This is a genomic window from Martinezella sp. CNPSo 3732, from assembly GCF_057784515.1.
The window spans coordinates 48,928-61,729 of the sequence record NZ_JBXSOO010000004.1 but is presented as its reverse complement, the minus strand read 5'-3'; the positions used below and the strand labels follow the sequence as shown (position 1 = coordinate 61,729).

Annotated in this window: 10 protein-coding genes; 3 read left to right on the top strand and 7 right to left on the bottom strand. The window is 60.9% G+C overall.

Features of this window, described 5'->3' with window-relative positions:
• The first annotated feature begins 90 nt into the window (after window positions 1-90).
• Both AC13RM_RS11045 and AC13RM_RS11040 read left to right on the top strand, forming a co-directional pair.
• The gene (locus tag AC13RM_RS11045) at window positions 91-1,512 is read left to right on the top strand and encodes a mandelate racemase (protein ID WP_488554930.1); all 1,422 of its coding nucleotides are present in this window, start codon (window positions 91-93) and stop codon (window positions 1,510-1,512) included.
• A gap of 260 nt (window positions 1,513-1,772) precedes the next feature.
• Complete coding sequence (locus AC13RM_RS11040; protein ID WP_374819607.1) at window positions 1,773-3,035, top strand: Gfo/Idh/MocA family protein; 1,263 nt, start codon at window positions 1,773-1,775, stop codon at window positions 3,033-3,035.
• Between the two features lie 31 nt (window positions 3,036-3,066).
• Here AC13RM_RS11040 and AC13RM_RS11035 read toward each other — a convergent pair whose 3' ends face one another.
• From AC13RM_RS11035 to AC13RM_RS11020, 4 genes are all read right to left on the bottom strand, one after another.
• Window positions 3,067-3,654, bottom strand: a complete 588-nt coding sequence (locus tag AC13RM_RS11035; protein ID WP_374819605.1) for a transglycosylase SLT domain-containing protein — start codon at window positions 3,652-3,654, stop codon at window positions 3,067-3,069.
• Window positions 3,655-3,871: 217 nt separating this feature from the next.
• Entirely contained in the window at window positions 3,872-4,897 is a 1,026-nt protein-coding gene (locus AC13RM_RS11030; protein WP_374819603.1) for a hydroxyacid dehydrogenase, read from the bottom strand.
• The gene (locus tag AC13RM_RS11025; protein ID WP_374819601.1) at window positions 4,894-6,750 is read right to left on the bottom strand and encodes a DUF2264 domain-containing protein; all 1,857 of its coding nucleotides are present in this window, start codon (window positions 6,748-6,750) and stop codon (window positions 4,894-4,896) included. Before AC13RM_RS11025 ends, AC13RM_RS11030 begins: the two co-directional genes overlap by 4 nt.
• Before the next feature lie 41 nt (window positions 6,751-6,791).
• A complete protein-coding gene (locus tag AC13RM_RS11020; RefSeq protein WP_374819599.1) occupies window positions 6,792-7,814 on the bottom strand; it encodes a LacI family DNA-binding transcriptional regulator in 1,023 nt (340 codons plus the stop codon).
• Between the two features lie 150 nt (window positions 7,815-7,964).
• Between AC13RM_RS11020 and AC13RM_RS11015 the strand changes: the two genes are divergently transcribed.
• A complete protein-coding gene (locus tag AC13RM_RS11015) occupies window positions 7,965-9,260 on the top strand; it encodes an ABC transporter substrate-binding protein (RefSeq protein ID WP_374819597.1) in 1,296 nt (431 codons plus the stop codon).
• A 253-nt stretch (window positions 9,261-9,513) separates the two neighbouring features.
• Here AC13RM_RS11015 and AC13RM_RS11010 read toward each other — a convergent pair whose 3' ends face one another.
• The 3 genes from AC13RM_RS11010 to AC13RM_RS11000 all read right to left on the bottom strand — a co-directional run bounded on the left by AC13RM_RS11010 (window position 9,514) and on the right by AC13RM_RS11000 (window position 12,798).
• Entirely contained in the window at window positions 9,514-10,368 is an 855-nt protein-coding gene (locus tag AC13RM_RS11010) for a 5'-nucleotidase, lipoprotein e(P4) family (protein ID WP_488554929.1), read from the bottom strand.
• Window positions 10,369-10,653: 285 nt separating this feature from the next.
• A complete protein-coding gene (locus AC13RM_RS11005; RefSeq protein ID WP_285176924.1) occupies window positions 10,654-12,384 on the bottom strand; it encodes an ABC transporter substrate-binding protein in 1,731 nt (576 codons plus the stop codon).
• Between the two features lie 126 nt (window positions 12,385-12,510).
• Window positions 12,511-12,798, bottom strand: a complete 288-nt coding sequence (locus AC13RM_RS11000) for a DUF2160 domain-containing protein (RefSeq protein ID WP_488554928.1) — start codon at window positions 12,796-12,798, stop codon at window positions 12,511-12,513.
• Window positions 12,799-12,802: the final 4 nt, after the last annotated feature.

The window sequence follows — 12,802 nt, the reverse complement described above, 5'->3', positions numbered from 1 at the left end:
CAAGCGGAGAGAAGATCGGGTGAGGGGCCACGCATATTGGTGCCTTATGCAAATAGACTTGCCTACCCATAACAGGAGCCGACCAGCATCATGACCGATCCATTGAAAATCAGGCTTGTCGAGGCCGAGACATTCGAGCGCCTGGTCAAGCTGCGGCTTCCCTTCCGTTTCGGGGCAGCGACTTTGCGGGAGGCGCGGCAGATTTTTCTGCGCGCGCGCATCGAGGATGCCCAGGGACGGTCGGCCGAGGGCATGGCAGCGGAGTTGATGGTGCCGAAATGGTTCGACAAATCGCCCGAGCTTTCCAACGCCGACAATGAAAACCAGCTGCGACGGTCGCTGGCACTGGCGCTCGATGCGTTGCGAAGTGCCGGGTCAGGAACGGCTTTCGGCCTGCATGCCGCCGTCGAGGCCTCGCATCATGCGCAAGCGGCAGCCGAGAAGCTGAACGGGCTTGTCGCGTCATTCGGCTTGGCACTTGCCAATCGGGCCATTCTCGATGCGCTCTGCCGGCTGGGGGGGCTGACCGTCGCGCAAGCGATCAAGGCGAACCGCCCTGGCATCGATGCTTCCACTACGCGCGATCTCGCGGGCTTCGATCTCTCAGGTTTCCTTGCAACCTTGCAGCCGGCCGCAAGCCTTGCCGCCCGCCATACCGTCGGTCTGGTGGACGCCATCGTGCCAGGCGATATTCCGGCAAGCGAGCGGCTGAACGACGGCCTGCCGGAGAGTTTCGAAGAGGCTATCGACGCCTACGGCCTGACCTTCTTCAAGGTCAAGGTTTCCGGTGCACCCGAGGTCGACATCGACCGTCTCTGCCGCGTCTCTGCCGTTATCGATGCCAAGGTGCCCAACTACTCGGTGACGCTTGACGGCAATGAACAGTTTTCGTCCGCCGAGGCGGTCGCCGATCTGCTTTCCCGCGTGAAGGAGGAGCCGAGGCTTGCACGTTTCGCCTCTTCGATCCTGTTCGTCGAGCAGCCGATCGCCCGCGCCCATGCCTTCGAGAAGCCGGTGAAAGCACTGGCTGCCTTCAAGCCGGTGGAGATCGACGAATCTGATGCCGATATCGATGCCTTCGTTACGGCGAGGGGGCTCGGCTATACCGGCATATCCTCGAAATCCTGCAAGGGTTTCTATCGCTCGCTATTGAACCGTGCCCGCGTCGCCAAATGGAGCGCCGAGGACGGTATCCCTTATTTCATGTCGGCCGAGGATCTGACGACACAAGGCGGGCTTGCCGTGCAGCAGGATCTGGCGCTCGCTTCCCTCATTGGCATGACGCATATCGAGCGCAACGGTCACCACTACGTCGACGGCATGGCCGGTGCGCCGGAGGTGGAGCAGGCCGCCTTCGCCGAGGCGCATTCCGATCTCTATCGCGTCAGCAATGGCCGCACACGATTGCGGATCGAAGCGGGGCAGCTTGCGATCGGCTCCGTTATCGGTGCTATCGGTCTCGGTTCGTCGGTCGCGCCGGATTGGACGGCAATGGAGAGGTCGCCGACGTAGGATTTTGGCAAGTTGATGAGGGTTTTGCGTTGATGCCTGCCCTCGTGCTTAGCCCCTCACCCTAGCCCTCTCCCCGCAAGCGGGGAGAGGGGACGACGGAGCAAGATACTCAAGTTCATGGTGCTGGCTGGGTGCTGATTTGGCGGGGAAAGCCCCCTCGCCCCGCTTGCGGGGAGAGGGTTGGGGTGAGGGGCCTCTGCCGAAGTAAATGAAGGCCGCCGCGGCCTCATCATCGCTGTTTGCAGATTGTGGAGGAGCAGATGCAGTCATCGAGGAAACGTTACGCTCTGGTCGGCACGGGAAATCGTGGTGCGACCATGTGGGGCAGGGATCTTGTGGAGCGCTGGAGCAACGAGGTCGAACTCGTAGCGGTCTGCGATCTCAATGCCATGCGTGCGAAGCGGGCGCTGGAGTATATCGGCGCTTCGGTGCCTGTTTATACCGATTTCGACGAGCTGCTGCGGACGGAAAAGCCGGATCTCGTCATTGTCTGCACCCGCGATTCCACCCATGACGATCTGATCGTCAAGGCGATGGAGGCTGGCGCGGATGTCATCAGCGAGAAGCCGATGACGACGACTGTTGACAAGATCAAGCGCATCCTCAATGCGGAGGCGCGTACCGGCAAACGGCTGGATATTTCCTTCAATTACCGGTTCGCACCGACGGCGGCGAAGATCAAGGAGCTGATCAATTCCGGCGTCATCGGCGATGTCACCTCGGTCGACTTCCACTGGTATCTCGACACCAGCCACGGCGCCGATTACTTCCGCCGCTGGCATGCTTACGTCGAAAATTCCGGCAGCCTCTTCGTTCATAAGGCGACGCATCATTTCGACCTTCTGAATTGGTATCTGGATTCCGATCCGGAATCGGTCGCCGCCTTTGCCGATCTCAAGCATTACGGCCGCAAGGGCCCGTTCCGCGGCGAGCGCTGTCGCACCTGTCGCTACAAGGACGAATGCGACTATTATCTCGACATCAGCGAGGCGCCGCTGCTCGAAAGCCTCTATGAGGAACCGTCGACCGTCGACGGCTATGTCCGCGATGCCTGCGTCTTCCGCGAGGATATCGATATCCCCGATACGATGGTTGCTTCCATCCGCTATCGCAACGGCGTCAACGTCTCCTATTCCCTTAATACCTATATGCCGATCGAAGGCCATCACATCGCTTTCAATGGCCACAAGGGGCGCATCGAATTGCGCCAATACGAGAAGCAGAATTGGACGACACCGCCGGCGGACGAGATCGTCATTATGAAGAATTTCGGCGATGTCGAGCGTATATGGGTGCCGCATTCGTCCGGCGGGCATTATGGCGGCGACGACCGGCTGCGCAACATGCTCCTGCGCTCCGGTCCGAATGATGAGCTCAAGCAGCGCGCCGGCTCGCGGGCAGGAGCGATGTCGGTCCTCTGTGGCATTGCCGCGCTGCAGAGCAGTCGCACAGGCCAGCAGGTATCGGTGGCCGATATCTGGGGCGAGGATGGCGGGTTGAACTTGCTGGAGCCGCGGCCTTAAAGGCCGCGGTTTGAGCTTTCCCGTTTCGAGATCAGCTGCAGCTCGGCAGCTGCTGAGCGTAGATCCGTGTCATGCCGTTGAAGCGCCTGGCGCCGGCGAGTGCGGTCGAATTGCTGCGCCACGTTCCCTGCAGGTAGCCCTTCGGGCCTGAGTAATAAGCGAGATAGAGATCGTAGGAATTATTCAGGGCAACGCCCGTCTGCAGGTGGGTCTGGTAATGATACCAGCCAACGAAGTCGATGGCGTCGGCGAAATTGGTGCGGCTTGCCGTCCAGTTGCCCGTCTCGCGTTTGTACTTGTCCCACGTGCCGTCGAGCGCCTGCGAGTAGCCATAGGCGGTCGTCGGGCGCTTCCAGGGAATGAAGCCGAGCAAATAGCGCCGCGGCGGCCGGGCGCGTGGCCGGAAGCCGGATTCGGTATAGATCGTCGCCATCAGGATCGGCACCGGCACGCCGTATTTGCGTTCGGTGCGCTCCGCTGCCCGCTGCCAGTTGTTGAACCAGCCATCGCGCTGGTCGAAGATCGCGCAGATATTGCGGGTGTGCGACGGTGCGGTGGCGCAGCCCGCCAGCACGCCGAGCAGCATTACGGCCAGAATGGAAAGGACGCGGCTACGCATTACTAGAACCTCTTCATTGCTGCGCCGTGCGTCTTCCGGAGGCACAAGGTACGCAGCAACAACCTGCCGGCGCATGGTCCTTTCCAAAAATTCGAAACCGAGCTTTTGACGGACACACGCTCATGAGATTGCTAGCGCGGAATGATTAAAAACGGGTTGTTTGTCTGTGCCGAAATGGGGCGATTTCAGGGTGCTTTCATGGATTTGCTGCGTCGCATCATGCCATCAGCGCCATATCCTCGCGACGGATTTCATAGAGCAGCGGCTTGCCCTTGATGAAGCGGATGGCTTCGTCGACCGCCATCTCGCCGAGGCGGGTCCGCTCCAGCCCGATGGCACCGGCGATATGCGGCGTCAGGAAGACGTTCGGCAGCTCGTAAAACGCCGAGGTGGCCTCCGGAATCTCTGGATCGGTGACGTCGATGATAGCGTCGATACGCCCGGTCTTCAGCACGGCGATCAGGGCTGCTTCATCGACCAGCGCGCCGCGTGCCGTATTGATGAACGTCGCCCCCTTCTTCATCAGCGAGAGGCGTCGGGCGTCGATCATGTGCCGTGTGGCGGGCAGCGAAGGCGCATGCAGCGAGACGATGTCGGCCGATGCCATCAGTGTGTCCAGCTCGGCCTTTTCGACACCGAGGCGTGCCGCTTCTGCGATATCGACCAAGGGGTCATAGAGCAGGATGCGGTAGTTGAAGGGGGCAAGCAACTCGATCACCCGCCGGCCGATCCGCGAGGCGCCGATGATGCCGATGGTGCGGCCGTAATTGCCGATGGCGTCGGTCTGCATCGGTATAGTCCGATTGCGGTTGCGGTCGGCGACGTAGAAATCGCGAAAGCGGAAGACCTTCTTGCCGGCAAAGATGATGGCCGCAAGCGTAAATTCGGCGACCGGCAGGGCATTGGCCTGGGCGGCATGGCTGACGAGAATGCCGCGATCGAAGAGGCTATCGCCGAGCAGGCCTTTCACTGTGCCGGCAGCGTGGACCACCAGTTTCAGATGCGGCGCCTGCGCCAGTGCGGCAGCATCGATCGTCGGCGAACCCCAGCCGGTGATCAGGATTTCGGTTTCCGCGAGCAGCTTGACCGCACGCTCATCCTCGAAACTTTGCATCGGTGCGGCATCGAGCACGCGGCCGATGGTTCCAAGGCGCTGAATAAGTGCGTCCGGAAGAACATGCTGCGTACGCGACGGCAGCATGGCAAAAGCGATGGCCGGGCGGCTGGAGAGAGGTTGTGTCATGGCAGGCGACCTGGTGCCTCGATGGCGCTGACCGTGACGCCCTTATCTTTAATGAGTGCGCGCAGCGCATCGATATCGGGTTTGGCTGGCGGCTTGCTCCAGGCGTGATCGACAGCGGATGGGTCTTTCGCCGCAAGCACGGCAGAGACCAGAATGGTTTCGCCTGCGGGAATGGTGCCACGCAGCTGCGGCACCAGCGTTTTGGAAACGATGAGATTGGTGTTCGGCGGGGCCTTCTGCGCGACGCCTTCACGAGGGATCGTCGAGCCGAGGTCGAGAATACCGCTAAAATCCTCTTCGCCGATGGCATAGGCGGCACCGGTCGTGGAGGAGAGCGTGTCGGCTTCGAAATCCCGCCGCGCGATGGCAAAGCCGCCTTCGGCCGTCTGCAGCGGCCGCGGCGTGTTGATCCTATGCAGGCGGATGTGCCAAGGCGCAGCCGGCACCAGCCAAGTCTCCACTGTCACATCCGGATAGGGGGACCATTTGGCATAGAGCGTATCGCCGGCAAGTTTCGCCTCTTCATTTGTTTCGCGCACGCGGTAGTGCAGGCCGTCATCGCTGAAGGCGAGCATGCTGTCGAAGGCGCCGCCGGTAAAGATGCGTTCGTCGCTTTCAATGCTGAAGCCGTAGCGGGTGGAATAGGCAAATTTCGAATATTTCTCCGCGCCGAAGCGCATCTGCTGATTTTCCTGGCCGCAGGAGAGTGCCACGACATCATCCCTACTACGCAGCAGGACCATGCCGGGATGCTTTTGCGGGATGATAGCCGGCTCATTTTCCGGGGCCTTTTCTTCCGCTGTCCAGAATGGATGCGTTTCAGGCAGCGCCAGCGGCAGGAAGGCCTTGAAGGCCCAATAGGGCGAGCCGGCGGAATTATAGTTCTCCGACATCAGTAGGTTGGGATAGGCAAAGCCGATCGGCAGGGTGCCGTCGCGATGGGCGATCGGCTTGTCGGCCCACCAGCGCAGATGCCGGAGGCACAGGCCTTTGATCTCGTCCCATGGCAACGCCTCGACATCCGCGAAGGCGAGCGCCGACCAGAAACCGGCGCAGGCGAAGCGATAGGTGAGGCTGCGGCCAAAGGGGATCGTGGCGCCATCGGGCGCGAACCAATGGCGGAAATCCCTGGCGAAGAGCGCTGCACGCTCGCGGTAGCGCTTGGCGCGATCATCATCCACGAGCTTGGAATAGATCAGCCCATAGAAATGCATGGCGAAGGGAATGTAGTGGTCGATGCGCCGGACATTGCCGTCGCGATACCAGCCGTCAGCGATGTAGAAGCCGTCCAGTTCGTTCAGATAGGTTTCGGTCAGGCTGCGGTCGAAGGAGACGCCGAGCCGGTCAAGCGCGATATCGACGAAAATGCGGAAGAATTTCCAGTTGTTGTCGGCATAATCGAAGGTACGGGCGTGCTTGAGATAGGCAATCAGATTGTCGCGGCCGCGCTGATCGAGCGGCTCCCAGATTTTTTCGGGCACGAGCGCAAGCGCGAAACCGAGGGCAGCCAGCTCGACCATGCGCTGGTCGCGGCCATTGACCGCGCCCCAATATTCCGGATGCTTCGGGTCGACACCATTGGCGAGACCTGCGGCGTAACGATCCCAATGGCGGAAGTCGCCGCCGCCGGCGCCGAGCGGAGCCAAGCCCCAGAGGGGGCGGGCGAAACCTTCGAGATCGGCGGCTGCGCGGTCGAAATGAGCGCCTGCGCCATCGATGCGGACGCGGGCATTGCCTTCGGAAAAATAAGGCAGCAACGGATCGAACAGATCGGTCAGCGCGCGGCGCATGTCCGGAAGGGTCTTCAGCGGGTTGCCGGCAAGCGGATTGGAGCTGGCGGGGTCATAGATCATCGGTTCGGCCTTCTCGATCGTTTCCGCGGTGGGATTGAGCTTCAGGTTTCGGGTGGCAGCGTGCCGCCGGCGATCGGCTGGACGCCGTGGCAGATGTGGCGGGCTGGCGCATCACGGTCGCGGAAGCGTGCGATCATCAGGCCGATCGCTTCGCGACCGAGGGCTGCGCGATCGACGCGCATGGTTGCCAGCCGGGGATTGGTCATCAGGGCGCAGGGAAGATCGTCGAAGCCGACGATGGCAAAATCCTCCGGCACACGCAGGCCGGCTTCAATGACGGCGTCGAGCACGCCGACGGCGATGAAATCGTTCATGCAGAAGGCGGCGGTATAGCCTTTGTCTGCTGCAAGGATCTCGGCGGTCTTGTCGTGGGCTTCCTGGCTGGAGCTGCCCCTGAAATTCATCGGCATGATGCGGCCTTCAGCGCCTTCCACCGAAGCGATCGCCGCTTCGAAGCCGCCGATGCGCTCGCGGATCGTCTGGCGATGCGAGCCGGTCAAATGCAGGATGCGGCGGTGACCGGCATCAAGCAGGCGCCCGGTCGCGTTATAGGCGCCGAAGAAATTCGAGGGTGAAACGCCGTCGAAGCGCAGCTTCGGATCGGTGCCGTTGACGAGCACGGTCGGCGTGCCGCTGGTGTCGAGCCACCGGCAGAGCTCTTCCGAGGGGTCGATACCGACGAGAAAGAGGCCCTCGGCGCCGGCGGTCTGCAGATATTCCTTCACCAGTTCCGGTTCCGTCCTTGCCTCGCGGATGAGGCGGATGTCGAAGCGCATGCCGCGCTCGGCAGCGCCTGCGCGAAGGCCCTCCAGAATGCCTTCATAGAAGACGCTCAAACCGCCGGTGACGCTGTCGCTGGCGATCAATGCCAGGCCACCGGCCGCCGTCTCGGCTGCGGTCTTCACCGGATAGCCGAGATCGCTCGCTACCTTGAAGATGTGCTGGCGGATCGTCTCGCTGATGCCGGGTTCATTGGTGAGGACCCGCGACACCGTCGAGACGGAGACGCCGGCGGCAGTGGCGATGTCGGCCTGCCTGATGCGTTTGGAGCGAATATCGTTCATATCGCAAACGCTATGCAAAATTATGCAAATTTGCAATAGAAAGATTTTTTATTGCACAGTGCAAGGAAGTTGCATATCGTCACGCTGACTTGTCCGCTGAAGGCGTCGGGGAGATCGCCGCGGATGACACGCAAGAGAAGGAGGAATCTCATGCGCATGAATCGTCGTTCTTTCATGATCGGAGCTGCCGGAACCGCAGCTGGCCTTGCCTTTGGGGGAAGCGCAATCCCCGCCTTTGCCGATACGACGCAGCTGCGGGCGATGTGGTGGGGCTCGCCCGATCGCGGCAAACGCACCGTCGCCGTTGCCGAACTGTTTCACAGCAAGAATCCCGATCTGTCTGTCATCGGCGAGAGCATCAGCGGTGAGGGTTACTGGGCCAAGCTGGCAACCGGAATGGCGAGCCAGAACATCGCGGACGTTTTCCAGCTCGAGCCGAGCACCATCTCGGATTATTCGAAACGCGGCGCCTGCATGCCGCTCGACCAGTTCGTGCCTTCGACGCTGAATATCGACAGTTTCGGCAAGGATGTGTTGAAGCTGACCACGGTCGACGGCAAGCTTTATGGCGTTGGCCTCGGGCTTAACTCCTTCGCGATGTTCTATGATGAGGACATGTTCAAGAAGACCGGCCTGACGCCGCCCGGTCCGACGACGACATGGACGGAATATGCCGATCTCGCGGTGGAAATGACCAAGGCTGCCGGCAAGCGTGGCTATTGGGGCGGCCCTTATGGCGCGCGCTACAATTATGTGCTCGATGTCTGGCTGCGCCAGCGCGGCAAGAGCCTCTTTACTGAGGAGGGCGGGCTCGGCTTCGGCGTTGACGACGCCAAGGAATGGTACAGCTATTGGGAAGATCTGCGCAAACGCGGCGGCACGGTCTCCGCCGATGTCCAGACGCTCGACCAGAACGTCATCGAGAGCAACTGTCTGGCACTCGGAAAATCGGCGATCGGCATGGCCTATTCGAACCAGCTCGTCGGCTATCAGCTCGTGGTCAAGAGCAAGCTCGCCGTCACCACGCTGCCGCGCGAGAAGAAGGACGGCCCGTCCGGCCATTATTATCGCCCCGCACTGATCTGGAGCGTCGGCGCCACCAGCAAGAACGGTGAAGCGGCGGCGAAATTCATCAATTTCTTCGTCAACGATGTCGATGCCGGTAAGATTCTCGGCGTCGAGCGCGGCGTGCCGATGTCGCCTGCCGTGCGCGCCGCCATCCTGCCGACGCTGAATCCGGTGGAGCAGCAGACGGTGCACTATATCGAGCTGTTGAAGGATCAGGTCGGCACCTATCCCGTGCCCGCCCCGCTCGGCTCCCAGGAATTCGACGCGAACGTCGCCCGCCCCGTCGCCGACCAGCTCGCCTTCGGCAAGATTACGGTCGCCGAGGCGGCGAAGCGACTGGTGGAGGAAGGTGCGGCGAAGCTAAAGCGGAAGAGCTGATAAGGCCGATTATGTGGATGGCTGTCAGGCCAGTTCGGCTATGCCTTGATTTTGTGCCTGGCCCCTCACCCCAACCCTCTCCCCGCAAGCGGGGCGAGGGGGTATCGTGCCTCACTTAGCTTCAGTCTCCTTGACGATCGGCGGTTTCTTGATCGTCCCTTCTCCCCGCTTGCGGGGAGAAGGCTAGGATGAGGGGCTAGGCACAAAGGTCCCACAGAGTTGAACGCGCCTGGCAATCACTCTCGAAAGACGCCTACTTCCCATCCCAGGGCTTCAGTGCATCCTGCTTCATCCGGCGCTGTTCTTCCGGCGGCAGCTTGTAATCGCCCTTGTAGGGTGCGCTTTCGAACGAGCCATAGGTCGGGTTGGCGATGGCGATCCAGTCGTGGCCGAAATGCGCTTTGTTGGCTTCGAAGACTTTCTGGCGCTCTTCGACCGTACCCTTGTAGTCGTCGGTGAAGTCGCCGAAATTGTCGCCGAACATCAGGAGAATGCGGTAGTTCTTGGCGATGAAGGCGCGGCGCGTGCCCTTGGCCGAACCCCAGTCCGGCTGCTCCTTGGCGCTCAGGAAAGTGTCGACATTGTCGCCCATCGGAAAGCCGAAACGCTTCATTTCTTCAACGGTCGGGCCTTCCTCATCGGCGGTGCGGTTGGTCACGTAGAAGACCTTCACGCCTTTTGACGCTGCATATCGGGTAAATTCCACCGCGCCGGGAATCGGCTTGTCCTGCTGGGCATTGACATATTGCGTCCAGGTGTCCGGCTTGAAGCTTGTACCCGTCGTGATGTTGCGCGCCTGATAGGGCGAGGTGTTAAGGATGGTGTCGTCGACATCGAGGATGATGGCGGGTGGAAAGTCCTGGAAATTACCTGTCTGCTCAACCGGAGCTGCGGTCCAGTTCTTATCGGCCAGCGCTTCATCGAGCCTGATACGGCCGAGCGCATAGGCACCAAGCGCATTGGCCTGCGCCTCCACCGAGGTCTGATCCCAAAGAACGGCATTGAGATTGTCGTCGGGCATGGCGGCCGGCAGATCGGCGGCCAAAGCCGGCAACGCGGACGCAAGGCCGATCACGAATGTCAGGCGCCCTATATATCTATTTTCCACTCCGTTCTCCTTTATGAAATTCTGGAAATCAACTCATCGCATCAACGATTTCAAACAGGCGTCAAAGTCCTGATCCGGGCAAGGATAGTTTGCGCGTAGACGGAATGTGTCAAGTATATGACAGCTGGTGGATCCGGGTTCAGTTGATTTCGATTTGCGGTCCCCTGTGCCAAGCGCCTCCATCATGCGGCGGCGTTTTTGACAGGGCCGTGCTGGAGCTCTGAAACAATAAAATGCCGGGGTCCTTTCAGACCCCGGCACCGCCGCATCTCCAAGTGCGGTTGCTTATTTCTTCGCGTCGGCCCAGCTCTTGACCAGTTCGTCGTAATTGACGGTGATCGGCTTTTCCTTTTCGTTGGCGACCTTCAGCTGCGGGGCGAGATGGCCGTTCTTGACGGCATCTGCGTTCCAGTAGGCAAGATCGTGCTCTTCGGCGAGCTTCGGGCCGATGTCGCCCTGAACGCCGGCGCGTTCTAGGCGCTGCATGACGCGTTCCTGATCGGCGCAGAGCGCATCCATGGCTCCTTGCGCATCCTTGGCGCCGGAAGCGGCATCGCCGATCGCCTGCCACCAGAGCTGTGCGAGCTTCGGATAGTCAGGAACGTTGGTGCCGGTCGGCGACCACTGCACGCGGGCCGGCGAGCGGTAGAACTCGATCAGACCGCCGAGTTCCGGTGCACGCTTGGTGAAGCTCTTGTCGCGGATGGTGGATTCGCGGATGAAGGTGAGGCCGACATGGCTCTTCTTCACATCCACCGTCTTCGAAGTGACGAACTGCGCATAGAGCCATGCGGCCTTGGCGCGATCGACCGGAGTCGATTTCATCAGCGTCCAGGAGCCGACGTCCTGGTAGCCGAGCTTCATGCCGTCCTTCCAATAGACGCCATGCGGAGACGGTGCCATGCGCCACTTCGGCGTGCCATCCGAATTCATAACCGGCAGGCCGGGCTTGACCATATCGGCGGTGAAGGCCGTGTACCAGAAGATCTGCTGGGCGACATTGCCTTGCGCCGGAACCGGGCCGGATTCGGAGAAGGTCATGCCCTGGGCTTCCGCCGGAGCGTAGCCCTTCAACCAATCGAGATATTTCTGGATCGAGTAGACCGCCGCCGGGCCGTTGGTGTCGCCGCCGCGGGCGACGCAGGAGCCGACAGGACGTGAATTGGCATCGACCTTGATGCCCCATTCGTCAACCGGTAGACCGTTCGGCAGGCCCTTGTCGCCGTTGCCGGCCATCGACAGCCAGGCATCGGTGAAGCGCCAGCCGAGCGACGGGTCCTTCTTGCCATAGTCCATATGGCCGAAGACCTTCTTGCCGTCGACATCGCGACCGGTGAAGAACTGGGCGATATCTTCATAGGCCGACCAGTTGACCGGCACGCCGAGTTCGTAGCCGTACTTAGCCTTGAAATCGGCCTTGTTCTTCGGGTCGTTGAACCAGTCGTAGCGGAACCAGTAGAGGTTGGCGAACTGCTGGTCAGGGAGCTGATAGAGCTTCTTGTCCGGAGCAGTCGTAAAGCTGGTGCCAATGAAGTCGGCGATATCGATGCCCGGATTGGTGACGTCCTTGCCCTCGCCAGCCATCCAGTCGGTCAGGTTGCGAACCTGCTTGTAGCGCCAATGCGTGCCGATCAGGTCGGAATCGTTGACCCAGCCGTCATAGAGGTTCTGGCCGGTCTGCATCTGCGTCTGGATCTTTTCGACGACGTCGCCTTCCTGGATGACGTCGTGGGTGACCTTGATGCCTGTTATGGCGGTGAAGGCCGGGGCGAGAACCTGCGATTCATACTGATGCGTCGTCAGAGTTTCCGACACGACCTTGATTTCCATGCCCTGGAAAGGCTTGGCCGCATCGATGAACCACTGCATTTCCTTTTCCTGGTCGGCGCGCGAAAGCGTCGAGAGATCGCCGATCTCCTTGTCCAGGAATGTCTTGGCTTCGTTCATGCCGGCGTGCGCCGTGCCGGCCAGAGCCAGCAAGGCAACTGCCGTTGTCGTCAAGAGATGCCGTCGCATATATTCCTCCCTACAGGTTGCGAGTGCATTGTCAGCCAGCCGGATTTCCGGCCATCTGTACCGATTTGCCTTACTGCTCCGCATGACCGGATGGGCAACGGGGCGGTAACGGGTTGAATTTCCGCGTCAGACCAGACGGAAGACGCCGATCGCGTAGACCACGGAAAGAGCAAGAGCCCACCACAGGCTGGGGCCTCCCAGGCCCAGCCAGGCGAGATGGATGAAGGCGGCGCCGAGCAGCGAAATGAACAGCCGGTCGCCGCGCGTCGTTTCGAAGCGCAGAATGCCGAGGCGCGGATTACCGCCTGGCGAAACATATTCCCAGACCGCCATGCCAATCAAAAGCAGCAGGATCGTCGCGAAGAACAGCGCCGTCGGCAGGGTCCAAGCCATCCAGGAAAAGTCTGTATTCATGGCG

Coding starts and splice junctions, on each gene's coding strand:
- AC13RM_RS11045 (WP_488554930.1), top strand. CDS start 91: ATGACCGATCCATTGAAAATCAGGCTTGTCGAGGCCGAGACATTCGAG.
- AC13RM_RS11040 (WP_374819607.1), top strand. CDS start 1,773: ATGCAGTCATCGAGGAAACGTTACGCTCTGGTCGGCACGGGAAATCGT.
- AC13RM_RS11035 (WP_374819605.1), bottom strand. CDS start 3,654: ATGCGTAGCCGCGTCCTTTCCATTCTGGCCGTAATGCTGCTCGGCGTG.
- AC13RM_RS11030 (WP_374819603.1), bottom strand. CDS start 4,897: ATGACACAACCTCTCTCCAGCCGCCCGGCCATCGCTTTTGCCATGCTG.
- AC13RM_RS11025 (WP_374819601.1), bottom strand. CDS start 6,750: ATGATCTATGACCCCGCCAGCTCCAATCCGCTTGCCGGCAACCCGCTG.
- AC13RM_RS11020 (WP_374819599.1), bottom strand. CDS start 7,814: ATGAACGATATTCGCTCCAAACGCATCAGGCAGGCCGACATCGCCACT.
- AC13RM_RS11015 (WP_374819597.1), top strand. CDS start 7,965: ATGCGCATGAATCGTCGTTCTTTCATGATCGGAGCTGCCGGAACCGCA.
- AC13RM_RS11005 (WP_285176924.1), bottom strand. CDS start 12,384: ATGCGACGGCATCTCTTGACGACAACGGCAGTTGCCTTGCTGGCTCTG.
- AC13RM_RS11000 (WP_488554928.1), bottom strand. CDS start 12,798: ATGAATACAGACTTTTCCTGGATGGCTTGGACCCTGCCGACGGCGCTG.